Genomic DNA, 20,992 nt, shown 5'->3' on the forward strand with positions numbered 1-20,992 from the left:
GGTCAGCTTTCCCTAGAAGTTGGCACCTCACGCGCAAATTCGATTGGCGCGGGCATCCGTCGACCGGTGGATGCGGAGGTCGACCGGACGGAGGCTACCGTGAGCGCGCGACTGCTGCGATTCTGGTCTCATGAACCCAACAGGCCAATGCAATCCAGAGGCCCAGAGCAATCCAGAGGCCCAGGCAGCCGCCCCCGTCGTGCGGGTGCGCGACTTGCGCAAGTCGTATGGAAGCTTCGAGGCCGTCGCCGGCATCAGCTTCGACATCCTGCCCGGCGAGACCTTCGCCCTCCTCGGTCCGAATGGGGCGGGAAAGAGCACCACCATCGAGATCCTCGAGGGCTACCGCAATCGTACCTCGGGCGAGGCCAGCGTGCTGGGAGTCGACCCGCACCGTGGCGGCCTCGATTGGAAAGCCAGGCTCGGCATCGTGCTGCAGTCCACAGGCGAAAGCGGCGCCATCACCGTGACAGAGCAGCTCAGCCATTTCGCCGGCTTCTACCCGAACCCGCGCAGCGTCGACGAGGTCATCGAGGCCGTCGGTCTGCAGCAGAAGGCGAAGACCCGCATCAGCAAGCTCTCCGGCGGGCAGCGCAGGCGAGTGGATGTTGCGCTCGGCATCATCGGGCGACCGGAGCTCCTGTTTCTCGACGAACCGACCACCGGCTTCGACCCGGAAGCCAGGCGCCAGTTCTGGGACCTCATCCGTCGCCTGAAGTCCGAGGGCACCACCATCCTGCTCACCACCCACTATCTCGACGAGGCCGCGCAGCTCGGCGATCGGGCCGGTGTCATCGCCGGCGGCAAGCTGATCGACATCGGCGCGATCGACGAGATCGGTGGGGCGGATGCCCGGGTCCCGTTGGTGCGCTGGCGCGACGCATCCGGTGCCATTCAGGAAAGCCGAACCCACGAACCGGCGGGCGTCGTCACGCGGCTCGCCGCCGAGTTCGGCGGTGAACCCGCCGATCTCGAAGTTATCCGCCCCAGCCTGGAAGACGTCTACCTCGACCTGGTACGCAGCGCCGGGGTTGCTGTCGACGACGGCAGCGAGGGCAACGACACTGACAACAGCGGCAACGACGATCGAGGCAACACCGACACTGCACAGGAGGTGCTCGCATGAGCACGATCGCACCGGCGACAGCCACGCCACGCACAAGCGCCCCGAATCGACTGGGTCTGGGGTTCTCGCGCATCGGGTACGAGACGAAGGTCTACTTCCGCTCGTTCGACACCCTGTTCTTCACGTTCCTGTTCCCCTTCATCATGCTCGCGATCTTCGCGGCAGCGTTCAGCGCGGCCGGCAACATCGGCACGGAGCCGGACGGCAGCGGCGGCATCAGTGTCGGCGCCTATTACCTGCCAGGCATGCTCGCGGCCGGCATGCTTCTCTCCGGCGTTCAGAACCTCGCCGTCGACATCGCCATGGAGAAGAGCGACGGCACTCTCAAACGCCTCGGCGGCACCCCGCTCTCGCCGATCAGCTACTTCATCGGCAAGATCGGCCAGGTCTTCGTGACCGGCGTGCTGCAGGCCGCGTTGCTGTTGCTCTTCGCCCGCTTCGCGTTGGGCGTCGCCCTGCCGACCGAACCGGAGAAGTGGCTGACCTTCGCCTGGGTGTTCGTGTTCGGCGTGATCACGTCTGCGCTGCTCGGCATCGCGCTCTCTGCGCTGCCGCGCACGGGTAAGAGCGCGACGGCCGTGGTCATCCCGATTGTGCTGATTCTGCAGTTCATCTCCGGCGTCTACCTGCAGTTCTACATGCTGCCGGAGTGGATGCAGAACGTGGCCAGCCTGTTCCCGCTGAAGTGGATGGCGCAGGGAATGCGCGGAGTGTTCCTGCCAGAGAGCTTCGCCACCCTCGAGCCTTCCGGCGCCTGGGACTTCGGTCTCGTCGCGTTGAACCTCGGCATCTGGCTGGTCATCGGGCTGGTACTCAGCCGGGTCACCTTCCGCTGGATCCGCAAAGACAGCTGACGGATGCCGTCGGCCGGCGTTCGCAATCCGTTGCGGCCCCTTTCTCCAGGCTTCCACACCACGCCGCTGCATAAATCCTGCAGAATCTATGTGGGCCGGGTTGGTCGCCCTTTCGTTCCGGGCGCGGCTCCCTGGATCGGCGACATCCAGCAGGAGTTGTGCCAGCACCACGGCTCCAACCTGGAGTCTGAAGCGTCCGCCGAGGAACGGTCTGGGCGCGGCATGGCCTGCCGCAGGAGGCGGATGCCCCGGCACCAGACGAGTGGGAAGCTAGTCGCATGACAGTCACGCGCTGGTGGGACGTCGCCTTCGCCGGGGCGATCGCGATCATGGCCGTCGTCACCGTCGTCACCTGGGCGCCCAGCGAGGCGAGCCGCGTCGCGGCACTGGCAACGCTCGCCGCGATCGGAGTCTGTTATGTCGCGTTCGGGAGGCGCGGACTCGACGAGGAGCGCGCATCCGTCGCCTTTCGTGTCGTGCTCATCGTCGGTTGCGGAGTCGGAACATTCTTCTCTCCGAACGTGGCAACACTGCAGGCAATCGCCTTCCCCTTCCTGTGGGCGCTGACCGAGTCAGTTGTCGCCTGCATCGTGCTGAGCGGCCTGCTCGCCACGTCGATCGGCCTCGGCTTTGCGATACAGCAGGGCGGCACGCCGGATGCCATCATGCAGGCGATCATGATCGCCGGCCTGTCGTTCGCGTTCGCGGTGGCTCTCGGCCTGTGGATCACGAAAATCGCTGAGAAGGGTGACCGGCATCGGGTATTACTCGAGGAGCTGACGGCCGCGCAGGGCGAACTCGCCGCGCTGCACCGGGATGCCGGCAGCGCGGCCGAGCGGGAGCGGCTCGCGCGCGAGATCCACGACACGATCGCGCAGAATCTGACCAGCGCGGTGATGCTTGCCCAGCGTGCGCGGCGCGAGCTCGACGCGTTGGGCGCCGATACCGGCGCCGTCGAAGACACGGTCGAGATGATCGAGTCGACGGCGCGCGAAGCGCTGACGGATGCGCGCAGCCTGGTGGCATCGATGTCGCCTGTGCGATCGGCGGCATCTGGTGGCGCGGAGTCAAGCCTGGCCGAAACGGTCGGGCGGCTGGCGGTGCGGTTCGAGCGGGAGACCGGGATCCAGGTCGATTCGCGGGTCTTCGTGGCCGGGTTCGACCGCGAGCTGGAGGTGGTACTCCTGCGCTGCGCCCAGGAGGGGCTGGCAAACGTGCGGAAGCACTCCCGCGCGAGTGTGGCATCCGTCGTCATCGTCCGTGACGGCGACGACGTGATACTCGAGGTGCGTGACAACGGGCGCGGCCTTGGCTCGTACGCGCCGGAAACGGAGTCGGGATTCGGCCTGGCCGGCATGCGCGACCGTGTCGACCTGGTCGGTGGACGGCTCGATGTGTCTGGCGGGCCGGATGGCGGCGCGGTGCTGCGGGTGAGCGTTCCGTCGGGCGACTTGATGGATGAATCAGCACTGGCCGACACTGACGTGCCAGCGAACGACCGGACCGCCCGATGATCCGTGTGCTGGTCGCCGACGACCATCCGATCGTACGCGGCGGTATCGTCGGCCTACTCGGCGCGGCCGACGACATCGAGGTCGTCGGCGAGGCGTCCGACGGCGCAGAGGCAGTGACGCTCGCGACGACGCTCGCCCCCGATCTGGTGTTGATGGACCTGCGCATGCCCCAGCTCGACGGAGTCGCCGCGACGGCCCAGATCCTGGCGGCGAGCGCCACCACCCGGGTGCTGATCCTCACGACGTACGAGTCAGACGATCAGATCCTCGGGGCGATCGAGGCCGGGGCGAGCGGCTACCTGCTGAAGGCCGCGCCGCAGGCCGAGATCATCGAGGGCGTGCGGTCAGTCGCGCGCGGGCAGACGGTGCTTGCGCCGTCGATCGCGGCGAAGCTGGTGCAGCGAGTGAGAACGGATGCCCCTGCCGCGCCACGCCTGTCGGCCCGCGAGCTCCAAGTGCTGACGCTCGTGTCTGCAGGCCAGAGCAATCCGCAGATCGCCAGGTCGCTCTTCATCGGCGAGGCCACCGTGAAGACGCACCTGTTGCACGCCTTCGAGAAGCTCAAGGTGAGCGACCGCACCCGCGCCGTCACCCGGGCGATGGAACTCGGGTTGCTCTAGCCGCGACATCCGTCACCTGACATGCCTCAGCCGCCCACACGTCGGGTCTAATTCAGGAGATCCCGGATGCCATCGCGACCGGGCCTCACTGGTTCGCGGCAGCGAAGCCCCCAGCGAACCAGATCTCCTGAATCAGCCGAGCACGTGGGGGTCAGGCAGCGTGCACCTAGAGGAGCTTGCGCTCGAGCGCCCAGGCGGTGAGCTCGTGGCGCGACGAGAGCTGGAGCTTGCGCAACACGGCAGACACGTGAGTCTCCACGGTCTTCGTCGAGATGAACAGGGTGCCGGCCACCTCCTTGTAGGTGTAACCGCGTGCGATCAGGCGCATGACCTCCTGCTCGCGCGCCGACAACCGGTCGAGCTCCTCGGTCGATTCCGCGGTCTCGCCCGCCACCGCACCGAACGCATCGAGCACAAAACCGGCCAGCTTCGGTGAGAACACCGCGTCGCCTTCAGAGACGCGACGGGCGGCATCCGACACCTCGGCACCCGACGCACTCTTGGTGATGTACCCGCGAGCACCGGCACGGATGACACTGACCACGTCGTCGGCCGCATCCGAAACGCTGAGCGCGAGGAACAGCGTCTGCGGCGCTCGCGGCGCAGCCTCCCGGATCACCTCGGCTCCACCGCCGCCGCGCCCGCCTGGCAGGTGCACATCGAGCAGCACCACCCGCGGCTGCTGGGCGACGACGAGCGCGATGGCCTCGTCAACCGTCGCCGCTTCGCCGAGCACACGGATGCCGCCGTCGAGTTCCGCACGCAGGCCAGACCGGAAGATCGAGTGGTCGTCAACGATCACGACCCGAAGCGGCTCGGGGGCGCCGGGTCCGGAGTGCGGTTCGGAGTGCGGCTCGGGGTGCGGCTCAGTCATGATTTCGCGTTCTTTCGTGTGTGAATGCGGGCCGGGGTGACGCGGTCGAGGTTGGTGCTCGCTCGTGGAGGGAGCGCTGGCACCCGATATTGTCCTGGGCACCCGAAATGTCGGGTGCCCAGGGCATTATCGCGCGCCCGGGCGACGGGGCTCGGCTGGGAGGGAGGTGGCGCCGGCACGTGCGACGACGGCCGGCAGTAAGCAGCGGCGCCCATCACGAGCCGCTCGATGAGTGGGTCTTCGGCTGATGCTGAAGGGGCCGGCGCGACCTCGCGGCGAGTCACCAGCTCTCCCCCTCTCGGGAAGGCGAGCCGGTTTCGCCACGCACACCGTCATCCGTCATGGCGCCTTTGCCTTGGTCGGTCCCAGCCCCCGCCCCGTCATCTGTCATCGCGCTCTTGCCTTGGTCTGCAGCGCCTGCCACTCCAGCCCCCGCCCCGGCATTCCCCACTCCAGCCGCCGCGGCGGGCAGCGTCAGGAGAATCTCGGTTCCGCTCCCGCCTGGCCCGGGGCGCACTGCCGCTGACCCGCCGACCCGGCGCATGCGCCCCAGGATCGATTCGCGCACGCCGAGGCGGTCTTCCGGAATGTCATCGAGGCTGAAGCCAGGGCCGCGATCGGTCACGCTCAGGGATGTGCCGCCCGCACCGGACTCGAGGTAGACCGACACCGTGCCACCGGCGTGCCTGGCGGCATTGAGCATCGCTTCGCGGGCTGCGGCCACGAGGGCGTCCGGCGCGTCGTCTGAGACAGCACCCGCTGTCACCAGCTCGAAGTGCACGGCGAAGTCGTGCTCGATCACGCCGGCTATCCGCCGCAGTTCTGCCGCGAGATCGACCGCCCGTTCGCCGACGCCGGTGAAGAGCCACTCGCGCAACTCCCGCTCCTGCGCCCTCGCCAAACGGGCAGCATCACTATGCGGTCCGGCCTTCTGTTGGATGAGCGCGAGAGTCTGCAGCACAGAGTCGTGCAGGTGGGCGGCGATCTCGGCGCGCTCCATCTCCCGCACGCGGGCGGCGCGCTCCTCTGCGAGATCGTTCGAGAGCCGGATGAACCATGGCGCGATCACCACCGCAACCCCGAGCAACACCGACACTGCAGCAACGATGACGGTCCAGACGTTGGGGGCGTCGCCGGTGACGAAAAACAGCAGGATGCCGACGGCCACCAATACGAGTGCGCCCAGCGTGCGCACCATCAGTGCAGACGAACTCTGGGCGGCGCCGCTCCGAATGTCGGCGAACTGCCGCCAGGCCAGCGCGACACCTGCCAGCACGACGATCGCCGGTATCACCACGGCCAGCGGAATGTCGGCCCCGAGCCTGCTCGCCACCAGTGTTGTTCCTGCGGCGAGAAGGGCGAGGCCGAGCAGAATCTCCGTGACGGGCGCCGAGCGGGCGGATGCGACGTCCTGGATCGCGGCGTCGGCCGGCGCGCCGTCCGGCAGCCCGGGACCGGCCGCCACAGCGTGCGGCAGCGCGGCGTCCATTGTCGCGGCGTCGCTCGCCGCAACGCCCGTCGCCGCAGCACCGATCGCAGCGCCATCCGTCACAGCGTTCGCGTCATGTGACGCCGCGTTCAGCACCTGCGGCCGAGTTCCCGCGGCACTCCATGCGAAATGGCTCGGGGCCGCCGCGCTCGAAGCGCCCCCCACCGCACTATCGCGCCCCGACGCCCGCGCCAGGCTCGCCTTCGGCAGCCCGCTCCCCGCGACCCGGGAAATCTCAGACGGCGTCGTCACCCACAGCCAGGCGTAGAGGAGCGCGCCGGCTCCGCCACAGAGTGCGAGCAGGAGCGTGACCGTGCGCACGGCACTGACTGGCAGCCCAGTGTGCTCTGCGAACCCCGCGCAGACTCCTCCCACAAGCCGGAGCCGCGGGCGGGTCATGCGTTCGGTGTTCATCCTGGCAATCCAAGCACGACTGTCCACCCTGAGGCAGTCCCCTCGGTAGATCTCAGGGTCGAATCAGGGTGAACCCCGATAGCAGCCGGCAACGGATGCCGCCACACTCGAATCATGACCGACTCACCTCACGGCGCCACCAACGACAGCGCCCCACACAACGGCCAGGAGCGCCCCGCGCCAGAGCAGCTCACGCGCTTCTTCGACTGGATCCGTAGCGCCGGCATGGTCCGCGGTGGCGACCGCTGGCTCGCCGGTGTCTGCGGCGCCGTCGCCCGCCGCACCGGCCTCGACCCGATGATCGTGCGCGGCATCGCCATCGTCCTCGCCGTCCTCGGCGGGCCACTCCTCTTCGCCTACGCCATCGGCTGGGCACTCCTGCCGAACGCCAACGGTCGCATCCACGCCGAACAGCTCTTCCGCGGCGTCTTCGACCCGGCCATGGTCGGCATCTTCACGCTCATTCTGTTCACCTTCACGCCGTTCACCCGCGGGCTCTGGTGGCAGGGTCCGCCAGAGGCCTGGGGCATGCCGGACTGGCTCGCCACCACGCTCGCGATCGGCTGGACCATCACCGTCATCGCCGGCTTGGTCTGGCTCGGGATCTTCCTGCTCCGCCGGGTACCCGCACCGGCCGCGGGCAGGCCGGGGCACGGGCAGGGCAGCTACGGTTCTACCGCAGGCACCGCAGGCACCGCTGGCTTCGTCGGAACACCAAGCGAGTCGACGGATGCCGCGGCGGGCGCAAGCGACCCGGCCACGGCATCCGCAGGCCAGGTTCCGCCGACCCCGCCGCAGCAACCCGCGCCAGACGCGCAGCGCAGCGCGTGGGACTCCTGGCAGGAGCAGAACCGCGCCTGGCAACAGCAGAACCGGGCCTGGAAGCAGCAGCAGCATGCCGCGCGGATCGCCACGCAGGAGGCCTGGCACCAGCACCGTCACCCCGGCGCCGGATTCAGCGCCATCGTGCTGGGTCTGGCCCTGGCCGCCGGCGCCGCGACCGCAGGTGTGTACGCCGCCGGATCCTGGTCATCCGCTGCCCTCCTGCTCGGCCTCGCCGTCACCCTCGGTGTGCTGGCACTGGGCATCATCGTGGCCGGCATCCGCGGACGCGACAGCGGCGCAATGGGCGGCTTCGGCTTTCTCGCCGCTGCGGCGCTGCTCATTATCGGTGTGTTCCCGGCTGGCACCCAGTTCACACCGTTCGGTTCGCCGAACTGGTCGGTGAGTTCGTCCGCCGCAGATGCCGTGCCCGGCTACGCCATGATCGCGGGCAGGGCCACCGTCGACCTCAGAGCGCTCGACGACGCCGCCAGCTCCGACTCACGCACCATCGACGTCTGGCTGGGTGCGGGCGAGACGGAACTCATCCTTCCCGCCGACCGCGAGATTCGGGTCGAGTCGAACGCGATCATCGGCGGGGTCGACTACGAGAACGACGGCACGGCCAACCACGGCAATTTCTTGATGCACGACGAACGAACCATTAACGACGAGGGCTATGACGGCAAAACCGGCGACCGGCCATCGCAGATTCGCGTGTGGTCGCTCGTCGGCCACGTCACCGTCATTCAGAGCGACGACGCGCAGAACTTTGAGAGGAATCGGTAATGTCCAACACCCCAGAAAACCCAGCGAGCCCAGAAAACCCAGAGAACCCAGCAGAAGACTCTCCGAAGATCACCAACGGCAACCAAGCCGAGCCCACGCCCGCGAACGCGCCAGCCGACCCCATTCCGCCCGTTGGCGACGTGCCCGCCGTGCCACCAGCACCAGCACCGACGCCGACGCCACCACCACCTGCGCCGACGCCACCGGCAACAGCTCAAGCGGCAGCAGCGTCCGATCCCGAGCAACCACGATTCGAACCCCAGTTCGCATCCCAACCCGAACCACAGACCGGCACATATGGCGCATCGACCGGCCCGACCACGCCGTTCACCGCGACGGGCGGAGCTGCCGCCGGGGCGGCATCCGTCACCCGTCGTTACCGGCCGCTTTTCGGAACCATCCTGTGGGGCGTCATCCTGCTCGCATTCGCGGCGTTCATGGCGATCTGGACCATCGTGCCTGCCACGCTCGACCCGTCACTGTGGCTGCTCGGTGGGGTCATCGCTGTCGGACTGGTGCTCGTTGTCGCGGGGATTGCCGCAGCATCTAGGCGCGCCGGCTAACCGGTTGGTGCCTCACACCGAATCCGCGCTGCGCTACAGTTCGACCCCGACGAACACGGGTTCCGGCTGCAGCACAACACCGAATTCGGCCGCGACGCGACCCTGCACGAAGCGCGCGAGCTGGGCGATCTCCTCTGCGGTCGCGCCACCCGTGTTGGTGATCGCAAGGGTGTGCTTGCTCGAGATCGCGGCACGCGAGCCCGGCAGCCTGAAGCCGCGCACGACTCCGGAGCGCTCGATCAGCCAGGCGGCGCTCAGCTTCACACCGTATTCGACACCGTCCGTCGGCACCGGGCCGACACCGGCGTACTCGTCAAGCGGGATCACCCGGTCAGGCCGTTCGGGCGCCTGCGACCACCGCGGTGCGGATGCCGGCAGCGTGCGAGCAAACGCCTCGGTCACGATCGGGTTGGTGAAGAACGATCCGGCGCTGAAGGTGTCAGGGTCGGCAGGGTCGAGCACCATCCCCTTCGACGCGCGCAACGCCAGCACGGTGTCGCGCAGAGCGGAGATCGCCACCCGGTCACCCAGCTGCACGTCGAGGGCGTTGGCCAACTGCGCGTAGCCGACGGGACGCCCGAGCGCACCGCCGAGAACGGATGCCTCCACCGCGGTGTCGTGCAGCTCCAGTTCGATCGCGAGCACGATGCCCGCAAAACCCCCTGTGAGCATCGCCGTCTTGAGCGCCGAAGTGCGGTAACCGAGTTCGAGCTCGGCCGCCGGCATCCGTCGCCGTTCGCCGGTCTCATAGTCGAGGAAGTCGACCGCGATCAGGCTCGAGGAGAGTTCCTGCCCGTACGCGCCGATGTTCTGCACCGGCGCGGCGCCGGCCGAACCCGGGATGCCGGAGAGCGCTTCAATTCCTGCCCAGCCGTTGGCGACGGTGTAGGCGACGAGGTCGTCCCAGGGCTCGCCAGCCTGCACGCGCAGGCGCACGCGGTCGGCGCCGCCGCCGTCGGGAGAGGCTGCACCGGATGCCACCGGGTTGGCTTCAGTCGCGCTTGCTTCAGCGGCGTCCGCCGGCAGCACCTCGATTCCGCGTGTCACGATGCGGATGACCGTGCCGTCGAAGCCCTCGTCGCCCGCGACGGTGTTCGAGCCGCCGCCGAGCAGCATCCAGTCGTCGCCGGATGCCCAGACCTCGAGCGCCGCATCCACGAGCTCCTGTTCGGTAGCCGGTGCGACCATGTTCGCCGGCGTGCCGCCGACACGCAGGGTGGTGAGTTCGCTGAGCGGGATGGGTGCGGTCATCCTCTGGCCCCTGCCGCACCCACGGCCTCGCACACCGAACCGCCCGAATCGGTCGTTCCCGCGTCCAACGAAGAGCACATTCGGGCGGGTCGGCGAACCTGGGCCACCGCGCGCACCACCACTCCGGCACGCACCACGACAGCACGCAACGCAGCGCGCCTCATGTGAGCCGTACGCGCGCCTGCGCCTTGCCCAGCACGGTCTGTTCTTCGAACGTGACGGTGAGATCGATGCGTGCGACGCCGGCATCCGTGTCGATGGCGCCGACCTTGGCGACAACGGTGACTAACGCACCGTCTTCAGCGTCGACCGGCACCGGGCGGGTGAAGCGCACCTGGTAGTCGACGACGCGAGCCGGATCGCCTGCCCAGTCGACGACGGGCTGCACGGCCAGGCCCATGGTGAGCATGCCGTGGGCGAGCACTCCAGGCAGACCGACCGAGACGGCGATGTCGTCGCGGTAATGGATGGGGTTGAAGTCCCCGGATGCCCCGGCGTAACGCACCAGGGAATCGCGCGTCAGCGGAAAGCTGCCGCCGGCCACGACCTCTCCGACGGTGAGGGTGTCGATTGCGGGCGCGTGGGCCGTGTTGGCGGTCATTCGTCTCCCCTGACGACGAGGGTGGATGTCGCGGTGACCACGTGGGCGCCGTGCGCGTCGACAATGCTCGACTCCGCCGTGACCATCGAGTGCCCGCCGAGCGACTTGACGCTCGCCACGGTGAGGGTCGCGGTGAGTTCGTCGCCCGCAACGATCGGGCGCGTGTAGCTGAAGCGCTGGTCGCCGTGCACGACACGGGTGAAGTCGATCCCGGCATCCGGCTCAGCCAGCAGCTGCGCAAGCGTGGCCTCTTGCACGACCACGGCGAAGGTCGGCGGAGCGACGATGTCTGCGTGACCGGCCGCGCGGGCGGCATCCGGGTCGTAGTTGATGTCGCTGGTCGCGAAGACGGCGCGGGCGAACTCGCGCACCTTCTCGCGGCCGACCAGGTACGGCGGCGTGGGCGGGAAGACCCTGCCCTGGATATCGGGGTTCACTGGCACCCTTCGAGTGTACTTGGGGCACAAATGAAACGTGAGGTGCCAGCTTCTCCTAGTGTTCAGAGGGCCGCACTAGGGAAAGTCGACCCCTCACGACGCCAGGGGTGGGGGGGACGAGAACGGATCGCGTGCGGATATCGTGGCATCACGAGCGATCAACGGGAGGACTCATGAAGGTGGATGCCTGCGACGTGAATGCCTACGACGCAACGCCGGCTCAGACCGGCTTCGGATTCGGGATTCACCACGTGCAGTTGGCGATGCCGGCCGGCGGCGAGGATGAATGCCGGCGTTTTTATGTCGACCTTGTGGGCCTCACCGAAGTGCAGAAGCCGCAGGCGATGGTCGCGCGGGGCGGACTGTGGGTGCGTGCGGATGCGCTCGAGATCCACCTCGGCGTTGAGTCGGACTTTCGGCCGCAGAAGAAGGCGCACCCCGGCATCCGTGTCGCTGACCCCACCGCACTCGATGCCCTGGCGGAGAGGCTGACCGCACACGGAATCGCAATCGAGTGGAACGACGACTTCCCCGGAATGCGCCGCTTCCACACCAGCGACAACAACGGCAACCGCCTGGAATTCCTCACGGCGCTGTAGATCCGTTCGACTCTGACCATTCGTCGGTCAGCCGACCGACACCGCCGAGCCGCACAGTGCTGACCGCGCCTGGTCAGCTGAGCGCGTCATGGATCAGTTCACCAGAGCCGTCGAACCGCGCGAGACGAGGCGCGTGGAGACTGCGTGCACGCCGGCCTCCGTCGTTCCGTCGATGGCTGCGAACAACAGTTGCGCCGCTTTGCGACCGACCTCTTCGAGGTTCATATCAATGGTCGAAAGCGGTGGGCGAGACTGTGCGGCAATCTGCTCCCAATTGTCGTGGCCCATGACGGCGATGTCCGCAGGTACATCCCGACCGACTTCGCGGAGCGCGTCGAGGGCTCCGCGTGCGATCTGGTCGCTTCCGCACAAGATGGCATCGATCTCCGGATGTCGCGCCAACAACGTGCGCACTGCCCCCCTCCCCCATCCTTCTGTCCAGGCTCCGTACAGCACATCACCCGTGAAGCCGAGACCGTGGTCGGCGAGCGCCGCTGTTGCGCCTTCGACGCGGTCGCGCGCCGCCTCGTATCCCACATCGCCCGAAATATACGCGATACGGCTGCGTCCGCAGGCGATCACGTGCTCTGCGGCCAGGCGGCCGGCGCCGACGTTGTCGCTGATCACAGAGATATCAGTTGGATCCTCCGACGGCGCGTAGGCATAGACGACCGGAACCGGAAGGTTGTGGCCGAGTGACCGCCTGCTGTTAGTGGTGTCGCCGACCACGATCAGGCCGTCGACTCTTCGACCGAGCAGGGCACGAAGGTGGTGCTGTTCACGAATGGCGTCTCCCCTCGCATCGCAGAGGAAGACCGATGTGCTCCCCGCCCCGAAGGCATCTTCCGCCCCCATCATGACCGGAATCGAAAAGCGGCCCTCGAGGTCGCTGGTGAGCAACCCCACGGTTCCGGTGCGTCCTGCAAGAAGACCCTTGGCGAGGGCATTAGGCGAAAACTGCAGCTTCTCCGCCGCACGCTGTACGCGCTCCCTGGTCTCGGCACGAACATGTTCCCGACCGTTCAACGCCTTCGACACGGTCGCGATCGACACGCCCGCCAGGACGGCAACGTCCTTGAGGGTTGCCGGCTTGCTTCGCTCGTCGAAGTCCGTGGAGTCGCTCAGCTTCACTGTGCCGCCCTTCCTTCGAGACCATTTCGACAATGATCGGTCTCGCACTCTCGATTTCGGTTTCCCACTTGACCGTGAGCCTATACCGGTCCTACTCTTAGGAAAACCTTTTCGGAAATTTTCCTGAACGCTATCCGGATGACTGTGACCCAGGGCGAAAAGGCTAGCACCAGTTCGCTCATGACGGTCATGAACGAGCATTTCGGGGTTGCCCCAAGGCGCCCCCTTCTCCATGGCACCCAGCGTCCCGGAGAAGCTCAAAGAGGAGCAGGAGGACATTCAAGACATGTTCGCAATCACAAGAGGCACCCGCAGCCATGGCAGCCGGCGACTCATCACCAGCCTCGCCGTAGCCGGCGTCGCGGCGCTGGCGCTCAGCGCCTGCGCGTCAGGGGACGCTGGAGGGGAATCGACCGAAGGAGGCGTCGAGCTCACCATGTGGACCCGCGCCGCAACGCAGATCCAGAGCGAGGCGTTCGTCGAGGCCTACAACGCAGGCCACGACAACCAGGTCAAGCTCACCGTCATCCCCACGGACGACTATCAGGCCAAGGTCGGTGCCGCGGCCGGCTCGAAGAGCCTCCCAGATCTCTTTGCGTCCGACGTCGTGTTCGCACCCAACTACACCTCACAGGGCCTCTACCTCGACCTGACCGACCGCATCGATGCACTCCCGTTCGCCGATGACCTCGCCCAGTCACACATCGAGGTCGGCACATTCGAAGGCAGCAAGTACGTCGTGCCGCACACCATGGACCTGTCGGTCCTGTTCTACAACAAGGACCTCTATACCCAGGCAGGACTCGACCCGGAGCAGGGTCCGACCACCCTCGCCGAGTTCGGCGAGCATGCCCGCGCCATCGACGCGCTCGGTCTCGACGGCGTGAGTGGCACGTTTTTCGGCGGCAACTGCGGCGGCTGCCAGGTCTTCACCTGGTTCCCGTCGGTCTGGGCCACCGGCGACGGCGTGATGAACGAAGACGGCACGGAGTCCCTGCTCGCCAGCGATTCCGCCAAGGAAGTCTACGCCTTCTACCGTGGGCTGGTTGCAGACGGCATCGTCGGCGCCGGCACCAAGGATGAGACCGGCGCCACCTGGACCGGCCCGTTCCCCGACGGCACCGTCGGCGTGATGCCGATGCCGTCGACCATGCTCGGCTCAATGCCGGAGAACACCGGTGTCGTCCCGATCCCGGGGCCAGATGGTGGCGAATCCACCTTCGTTGGTGGCGACTCGATCGGTATCGCAGCGTCCAGCGAGAACCCGGATGCCGCATGGGAGTTCCTGGAGTGGAGTCTCGGCGACGAGGCCCAGCTTGAGGTTCTCGCCAAGAACGGTGACGTGGTGGCTCGCACCGACCTCGCGAAGAACAAGTACTCGGAGAAGGATCCGCGCGTCGTCACGATCAACGAGGTCGCGGCGAAGGGCGTCACTCCGAAGTCGTTGAAATTCGGCGAGGCGTTCAACGACCCGAACGGTCCGTGGCTGGTGCTTACCCGTGAAGCCGTCTTCGGCTCCGGCGCTGATATCGACAAAAACAACGACGCGATCACCGCGGTTCTCGCAGAGTAGGGCGTCATGGCTCCGGGCACGAGTCCTCACGGGGTTCGTGCCCGGAGCCATGAGCCACGACCGACGCCACGATCCGCCACAGACAGGAACACGATGACAACGCACGCAGTAGCGGATGCGCAGAAACTGACAACTGCCGCGCGTCCACCGGAGCGCAGAAAGTCCACACCGTGGATGCGCAGGCGCGCCAGGCTGGGCTGGCTCTATGCCGCTCCGACGGCGATCTTCGTGCTCCTCCTCTTTGTCGTCCCCCTGTTCACGGTCGGACAGATGTCTCTCAGCGACTGGAGTCTCCTGGGCGGAGACAAGGGGCTGAACGCGCCGGGGAACTTCACCGGCCTTGCCGACAATCCGCTGCTGTGGCCGAGTGTCGGGTTCACCCTCACCTATACCGCGATCGTGACCGTCATCATGCTCACCCTCGCCCTGGGCATCGCGCTCATCGTGCAGGAGGCGAGCAGATGGAACAGTTTCCTGCGCACCGCGATCCTCGTCCCGAGTGCGCTCGGACTGGCATCCGCCTCACTGCTGTTCTGGGGGCTGTACAGCCCGAACATCGGCCCGATCAGCCCGGTCCTCGAATGGCTCGGGATTATCGATGAGCCGATGTCGTTCCTCGGCACGCCGACCGCCGCGCTGTGGTCGACGGTCTTCCTGGTCGTCTGGCGGTTCACCGGCTTCTACATGCTGATCCTCATGGTCGGCCTGCAGGGAATCCCCGCCGACATCTACGAGGCCGCCCGCATCGACGGTGCCGGACGCTGGCAGACATTCCGAAGGATCACCCTTCCGCTCCTGCGGCCATCCATCGCGATGACGCTGATCCTCTGCATCACCGGCTCACTGCTCGCGTTCGACCAGTTCTACATCCTCACCAAGGGTGGTCCAGACAACAGCACCATCACGATCGTGCAGCTCATCTACCGCGAGGCATTCCAGAAGTTCGACCTCGGTGCCGCCGCCGCCCTCTCCGTCGTCGTGCTGGTCGCCCTCGTCATCATCAACGTCGTGCAGGTGCGCGCTCTCCGTGAGAAGGAATAACCCATGCGCTTCGTCAAGAACCTGACCCGCACGCCGTACTACGTCCTCACCGGAGGGCTCGCCATCATCTTCCTGTTCCCACTGGTCTGGAGCGCCTTCGCCTCGGTTTCCGCACAGGGGGGAACCTCCCAGACCGACGGGTTCGGCTTCGGCAACTACCTCAAGCTGCTGGAGTACGACGCCGGCCTCGGCCAGTTCATCCTGAACAGCCTCATCGTCTCAGGACTGACCGTCGCGATGACCCTGGTCATCTCGCTCCTCGGCGGATATGCCTTCGCCCGATTCACCTTCCCAGGCAAGAACGCGCTCTTCCTCCTGGTGCTGGCCATCCTGATGGTCCCGTACGCGAGCCTCCTGGTGCCGCTGTACGTGCTACTGGGCAATATCGGCCTGGTCGACTCCCTCGTCGGTCTCAGCCTGGTGCTGACCATGTACCAACTTCCGTTCTCCCTCTTCATGATGCGCATTTCCTTCGAAGCGGTACCGGCCGAGCTCGAGGAATCTGCCATGGTCGACGGCTGCAACTCGTTCAGCGCCCTCATGCGCATCCTGCTGCCCGCTGTTCAGCCCGGTCTGATCACGGTCGGACTGTTCGCCTTCTTTGCGGCGTGGAATGACTTCATCGCCCCACTCATCCTGATCAACGACTCCGCGAAGTCGCCGCTGCCCCTTGCCGTCGCTAACCTCCGGCAACAGGCGATGGGCGCCGTGGACTACGGAGTGACGGAGGCCGGCGTCGTCGTGCTGGCCATCCCGTGCATCGTGTTGTTCCTCGCCCTGCAGCGCTTCTACATCCGCGGGTTCATGTCGGGTGCGTTGAAGGGGTGACCATGCCAGACCGTCAGCCGCCGCCATCCGTTTCATCCCCGTCCCCATCCGTACCGACACCTCTGGACCCACCGATGACACTGACCACCCCATCCGCACTCCGCGCCGTGCAGCCGGTTTCGCCTTCGCATACACGCCTGAGCCCTCTCGGGCTGCGTGAGAGCGTGCTCGACTCCGACGGCTACTGGGGCCGGCGCAACCGGGTCAACGCCGAAGCCACGCTCTGGCACTGCGAGCACTGGATGGAGCGGGCAGGCTGGCTCGGCAACTTTGACGCAGCCGTGGCCGGCACCCTCCCCGAAAGCCGTCGGGGACGCGAGTTCGCTGATTCGGAGATCTACAAGCTGCTCGAGGCGATGAGCTGGGAATACGGCGCGACCGGCGACGCCGCCATCGACGCCTCGATCCGCAGTATCACCGCTCGGGTGGCTGCGGCGCAGGAGGCCGATGGCTACCTGAACACGAACTTCGGACGAGCAGGCCAGGCCCCCCGCTATACGGACATCGAGTGGGGGCACGAACTCTACAATTACGGGCACCTGATGCAGGCCGCGGTCGCCCGATACCGGACCAGCGGCCCCGACGCGCTCTTCGATGTGGCAAAACGTGTGGCTGACCACGTCTGCGACACGTTCGGCGACGACGGCATCCAGACCGTGTGCGGGCATCCGGAGATCGAACTCGGACTTATGGAGTTCTACCGCCTCACCCAGGACGAGAAGTACCTGCACCAGGCACAGCTCTTCGTCGAACGCCGCGGGCATGGCCTGCTTGCGGACATCGAATGGGGGCGCTCCTACTATCAGGACGACATGCCGGTCAGGGAGGCGACCGTCTTCCGTGGGCACGCAGTGCGCGCCCTCTACCTGGCGGCCGCCGCGGTGGATCTCGCGGTGGAAACCGGCGACACCGAGTTGCTTGCGACCCTCGAGACGCAGTGGTCGAACACGATCGCAGCACGCACCTATCTCACGGGCGGGATGGGCTCGCACCACCAGGACGAAGCCTTCGGCGAGGACTTCGTGCTGCCGAGCGACCGTGCATACTGCGAGACCTGCGCTGGCGTCGCATCCGTCATGCTCAGCTGGCGACTCCTGCTCGCGACTGGAAAGTCCCGTTATGCCGACCTGATCGAGCGCACCCTGTTCAACGTCGTCGCGACTTCGCCGGCGCCAGACGGGCGCTCCTTCTTCTATTCCAACACGCTGCACCAGCGCGCAGAGGGCGTCGCCGTCGCGTCCGATGTTCAGGTGCCGCGCGCCTCATCGAGTCTCCGCGCGCCCTGGTTCGACGTCTCGTGCTGCCCGACGAACGTCTCGCGCACCCTGGCGTCGCTCGGATGCTACCTGGCGACGGTCGACACGTCGGGGCTGCAACTGCACCAGTATGCCCAATGCTCCATCCGCGCCGCGCTGCCCGATGGCCGGCCGGTGGGGCTCGATGTCAGCACCCGCTATCCGGTGGAGGAGGAGATCCGGATCACGATCACCGAGGCTCCCACCGACGAGTGGACGCTCAGCCTGCGCGTTCCTGCGTGGGCGACGGATGCCTCCCTCGAGCAGGCGGGCCAGGTCGCGCAGATCGCGCCAGGGTCCGTATCGGTGACCAGGGTGTTCTCACAGGGTGAAACACTCATTCTGCGCCTGCCGCTGACCCCGCGGTTCACCCGGGCAGATGCGCGAATCGACGCCATCAGTGGCAGCGTTGCGCTCGAACGCGGGCCCCTCGTTCTGTGCCTGGAATCGATCGACCTTCCTGGCGCAACTCACGTCGACCAGGTCGTCGTCGACGAGAGTGTGGCACCGCGCATCGTTGACGGTCGTACCGTCATAGTCGCGCGAATCGACTCGCCAGATCGACAGGTCTGGCCGTACGGGACCGAGGTATCCGAGGTCGCAACGGCTGACGACGCGCTGACCGACGACGCACTGACCGACGTCGCACTGATCCCTTACTACTCCTGGGCGAACAGGGGCCCAAGCACCATGCGCGTCTGGCTCCGCACCGCATAGGCCACTCCGACCCGGCGGCAGATCGCCCGTTAACGAGAAACTTGCCGGCACAACTCCTGCACCTTCAGCCGATCGCGGCATGACCGCCTTCTCCCGGCCCAATGACAGGTCGGGAGAAGGCGGGACTGTCAGGCGTTCCGGCGCAGCCTCCGCCGTGTACCGCCCAGGGTGAGGCCGGCGAGCAGGAGCAGCGCTGCCAGTGCCAGGGGAAGCCCGGCATCCGTTCCCGTCGATGCGATGCCTTCAGGTGCGGTGCCGCCCGGCGGAATAGTTCCTCCGGGTGGCGTCGTCCCGCCAGGCGTCTCTCCAGGTTGGGCTGCGTCCGCGGCGTCGAAGGACACGGTGAGACTCTCACTCGTGTTTCCGGCGACATCGACCGCTCGATACTCGATCGTTCCCGCCTCCGCACCGATCTGGATGGGATCGCCGTACGCCGACCAGTCCGGAGCACCGTTCAACCGGTATTCAACGCGATCGATGCCCGACGTCGCGTCGTCCGCGGACAGCGTCACAATACGCGAGACCTCATCGACCAGAGCCGCGGGCACCGGGGCCGTTGCGTCCACCTTCAGGGCAAGCGATTGCTCCGCCGAGACGTTGCCTGCGGCATCCGTCGCCTTCGCCTTCACCATGTGCTCGCCGTCGTCTGTGAAGGTTGCTGGTGCCATGTACGGCGCCCAGTCTCCGTCGTCGATGGAGAGCTCGACGGTCGGCGCCGGATCGGTGTCGTCGACCGCCTCAGCAACCACGGTGACGTCTGCGGTGTACCAGCCGGCATCAGTGGCTTCCTCTCCCGCGACCAGAGTGAGCTCCGGAGCGGTGACGTCGGCATCGGCGAGCGCCGGCAGTTCAATGCTCTGCCGCGCCTCCTGGTTGCCCGCGGCATCCGTCGCCGCAAACTCGATGACCTGTGGTTCGTCGGTGAGCGCACGCGTGAACGGTGCCTGGTATGTCCCCCAGAAGGTGCCTGGACCCTCCCATTGGATGCGGTCGACCCCGGAGAGGTCGTCAATGGCCTCGAGGGTGACCTCGACACTGGTACCGAAATTAGCCAGGGTCGCCGTGGTGACCGCTCGGGTGGCATCGAGCTGCGCCGTCATCGTCGACTCGGCGATGTTGCCAGAGCTGTCGGTCGCCCTGGCGTCAACGGTGTGAATGCCGTCGGCTTCGATCGCAATCGGGCCGGCGTAAGCGAGCCACGCGCCGTCGTCGACACGCACCTCAAGGCTCGGAGCCGGATCCCGGTTGTCCCGCGCTTCAACGGTGACCAGCGTCGCCTCGGTGTGCCATCCGCTGACCGACGGTCCCGGATCGGCGCTCATCGAGATCGTCGGCGAGATCGTGTCGTCCCCGTCGTCGGCGAGATCGACGAACACCGTCGCCTCGGCGAGGCTGTCTGTTCCCTCGACCACCCCGTTGACCGAAAAGAGCGTCTCACCCTCTGCATAGTCATCAGGGGAGACGTCGTCCCAATCGACGGCGATCCTGCTGTCTTTCGACCCGTCTTCGTACTCCGCAACGACCGTATCCGGCAGGATTGGAGCGACCCCGGCCAGGGTGATCACGGAGACGAAGTCGATCCAGACGATGGGGCCCGGCTCACCTGCCCGCACCCAGACATGCGCTGAGACGGGAGCCTCAACGCCCGCCGCTTCGCCGCTGACGTCGAAAGTGCCCGACTCGGCGACCTGCGCGGCGTCGATACTCGTCCACACCGCGGCGGCGTCATCGACTCGTCCGTTCTCGTAGACGACCGTAATCTCATTCGGCAGCTCCGGCACCACGCCGATCGTCGTCGGAATGTGCACGTCGCGTATCTCGATGGGCCCGTTCGGGTCGGCGGGCACCTCGGGTGCGGTGCCACCGGTTCCCCACACCTCCCATTCGGTGGCGGCGACGCCCGCGTAGGTCACCGGGTCTGCCAGACCGGGCGACGCGCTGAATGTCGCCCGTAGCTTGACGGTCGTAACGGAGTCGAATGTCGTCTCACTGACACCGTCGTCGACGGCAGGAAATCCACTCGGATTCGGCACCGGCTCGTATTTTGCGGTGGCATCGTTCCAGTATTCGAGAGTCCACGATTCTGGAGTGGCGACGTTGCCGCCGGTGCCTGCGGGCGCGTCGTGCCAGAACCAGATCTTCGAGCTGTTCACCGTCGCCGGGTAGTCCCAGGTCAGCTCCAGCCATTGCGAAGGCGGGTTCTCCCCGTAGCTGCCCCAGACGTCGCCGTGCCCCCCGCCGGAGTTGACCGGCGGCTTGCCGTCGATGACGGCACCAACGCTGTTCCATCCGGCTGTGTAGCTGGCCGTCGGCTCGGCACGTGGCGCGACGTTCGACGAAGGAACCTCGTCTGCCGCTGCGGCCGGTTGCGCGAGGCCCATCCCGGCCGTTGTCATCAGTGCAGCGAGGGCGATCGCCACCCAACTGTGTGCCCAGGTCCGTCTCTTCATGATC

At 66.8% G+C, this 20,992-nt stretch carries 18 protein-coding genes; 11 read left to right on the forward strand and 7 right to left on the reverse strand.

Annotation, left to right across the window (positions count from 1 at the left end; all coding sequences use genetic code 11):
• Window positions 1-130 precede the first annotated feature (130 nt).
• The 4 genes from K323_RS24670 to K323_RS0106725 all read left to right on the forward strand — a co-directional run bounded on the left by K323_RS24670 (window position 131) and on the right by K323_RS0106725 (window position 4,114).
• Window positions 131-1,126: an ABC transporter ATP-binding protein gene (locus K323_RS24670; protein ID WP_022884520.1), complete on the forward strand. Its 996-nt coding sequence runs from the start codon at window positions 131-133 to the stop codon at window positions 1,124-1,126.
• Entirely contained in the window at window positions 1,123-1,980 is an 858-nt protein-coding gene (locus tag K323_RS0106715; protein WP_022884521.1) for an ABC transporter permease, read from the forward strand. Before K323_RS24670 ends, K323_RS0106715 begins: the two co-directional genes overlap by 4 nt.
• A 278-nt stretch (window positions 1,981-2,258) precedes the next feature.
• A complete protein-coding gene (locus K323_RS24675; protein WP_022884522.1) occupies window positions 2,259-3,494 on the forward strand; it encodes a sensor histidine kinase in 1,236 nt (411 codons plus the stop codon).
• Entirely contained in the window at window positions 3,491-4,114 is a 624-nt protein-coding gene (locus K323_RS0106725; RefSeq protein ID WP_022884523.1) for a response regulator, read from the forward strand. The genes K323_RS24675 and K323_RS0106725 overlap by 4 nt, the downstream gene beginning before the upstream one ends.
• A 166-nt stretch (window positions 4,115-4,280) precedes the next feature.
• On the opposite strand, the gene K323_RS0106730 is transcribed toward K323_RS0106725, so the two are convergent.
• Both K323_RS0106730 and K323_RS24680 read right to left on the reverse strand, forming a co-directional pair.
• The gene (locus K323_RS0106730; protein ID WP_022884524.1) at window positions 4,281-4,988 is read right to left on the reverse strand and encodes a LuxR C-terminal-related transcriptional regulator; all 708 of its coding nucleotides are present in this window, start codon (window positions 4,986-4,988) and stop codon (window positions 4,281-4,283) included.
• 280 nt (window positions 4,989-5,268) lie between these two features.
• Window positions 5,269-6,891, reverse strand: coding sequence for an ATP-binding protein (locus K323_RS24680; protein ID WP_022884525.1), 1,623 nt, complete (start codon window positions 6,889-6,891; stop codon window positions 5,269-5,271).
• A gap of 114 nt (window positions 6,892-7,005) precedes the next feature.
• Between K323_RS24680 and K323_RS0106740 the strand changes: the two genes are divergently transcribed.
• Complete coding sequence (locus tag K323_RS0106740) at window positions 7,006-8,502, forward strand: PspC domain-containing protein (RefSeq protein WP_022884526.1); 1,497 nt, start codon at window positions 7,006-7,008, stop codon at window positions 8,500-8,502.
• Window positions 8,502-9,065 carry a hypothetical protein gene (locus K323_RS0106745; RefSeq protein ID WP_022884527.1) on the forward strand — a complete coding sequence of 188 codons (564 nt, stop codon included), beginning with the start codon at window positions 8,502-8,504 and terminating at the stop codon, window positions 9,063-9,065. Before K323_RS0106740 ends, K323_RS0106745 begins: the two co-directional genes overlap by 1 nt.
• A gap of 33 nt (window positions 9,066-9,098) precedes the next feature.
• On the opposite strand, the gene K323_RS0106750 is transcribed toward K323_RS0106745, so the two are convergent.
• From K323_RS0106750 to K323_RS0106760, 3 genes are all read right to left on the reverse strand, one after another.
• Window positions 9,099-10,316 (reverse strand): UDP-N-acetylmuramate dehydrogenase, encoded by a 1,218-nt coding sequence (locus K323_RS0106750; protein ID WP_022884528.1) that lies wholly within the window; start codon window positions 10,314-10,316, stop codon window positions 9,099-9,101.
• 160 nt (window positions 10,317-10,476) lie between these two features.
• The gene (locus tag K323_RS0106755) at window positions 10,477-10,917 is read right to left on the reverse strand and encodes a MaoC family dehydratase (protein ID WP_022884529.1); all 441 of its coding nucleotides are present in this window, start codon (window positions 10,915-10,917) and stop codon (window positions 10,477-10,479) included.
• The gene (locus K323_RS0106760; RefSeq protein ID WP_026851335.1) at window positions 10,914-11,360 is read right to left on the reverse strand and encodes an FAS1-like dehydratase domain-containing protein; all 447 of its coding nucleotides are present in this window, start codon (window positions 11,358-11,360) and stop codon (window positions 10,914-10,916) included. Before K323_RS0106760 ends, K323_RS0106755 begins: the two co-directional genes overlap by 4 nt.
• Before the next feature lie 167 nt (window positions 11,361-11,527).
• Here K323_RS0106760 and K323_RS0106765 point away from each other — a divergent pair, with 167 nt between their 5' ends.
• Window positions 11,528-11,953: a VOC family protein gene (locus K323_RS0106765; RefSeq protein ID WP_022884531.1), complete on the forward strand. Its 426-nt coding sequence runs from the start codon at window positions 11,528-11,530 to the stop codon at window positions 11,951-11,953.
• A 93-nt stretch (window positions 11,954-12,046) separates the two neighbouring features.
• Here K323_RS0106765 and K323_RS0106770 read toward each other — a convergent pair whose 3' ends face one another.
• Window positions 12,047-13,084 (reverse strand): LacI family DNA-binding transcriptional regulator, encoded by a 1,038-nt coding sequence (locus tag K323_RS0106770; RefSeq protein WP_022884532.1) that lies wholly within the window; start codon window positions 13,082-13,084, stop codon window positions 12,047-12,049.
• Window positions 13,085-13,316: 232 nt separating this feature from the next.
• Between K323_RS0106770 and K323_RS0106775 the strand changes: the two genes are divergently transcribed.
• From K323_RS0106775 to K323_RS0106790, 4 genes are all read left to right on the forward strand, one after another.
• Window positions 13,317-14,657, forward strand: coding sequence for an ABC transporter substrate-binding protein (locus tag K323_RS0106775; RefSeq protein WP_022884533.1), 1,341 nt, complete (start codon window positions 13,317-13,319; stop codon window positions 14,655-14,657).
• A 93-nt stretch (window positions 14,658-14,750) separates the two neighbouring features.
• A complete protein-coding gene (locus tag K323_RS0106780; RefSeq protein WP_033372546.1) occupies window positions 14,751-15,698 on the forward strand; it encodes a carbohydrate ABC transporter permease in 948 nt (315 codons plus the stop codon).
• Between the two features lie 3 nt (window positions 15,699-15,701).
• Window positions 15,702-16,526, forward strand: a complete 825-nt coding sequence (locus K323_RS0106785) for a carbohydrate ABC transporter permease (RefSeq protein ID WP_022884535.1) — start codon at window positions 15,702-15,704, stop codon at window positions 16,524-16,526.
• 74 nt (window positions 16,527-16,600) lie between these two features.
• Window positions 16,601-18,538: a glycoside hydrolase family 127 protein gene (locus tag K323_RS0106790; protein ID WP_022884536.1), complete on the forward strand. Its 1,938-nt coding sequence runs from the start codon at window positions 16,601-16,603 to the stop codon at window positions 18,536-18,538.
• A gap of 128 nt (window positions 18,539-18,666) precedes the next feature.
• On the opposite strand, the gene K323_RS0106795 is transcribed toward K323_RS0106790, so the two are convergent.
• Window positions 18,667-20,988: an OmpL47-type beta-barrel domain-containing protein gene (locus K323_RS0106795; RefSeq protein ID WP_169515615.1), complete on the reverse strand. Its 2,322-nt coding sequence runs from the start codon at window positions 20,986-20,988 to the stop codon at window positions 18,667-18,669.
• Between the last annotated feature and the right edge of the window lie 4 nt (window positions 20,989-20,992).

The organism is Glaciibacter superstes DSM 21135, from assembly GCF_000421145.1.
Classification (GTDB): Bacteria; Actinomycetota; Actinomycetes; order Actinomycetales; family Microbacteriaceae; genus Cryobacterium; species Cryobacterium superstes.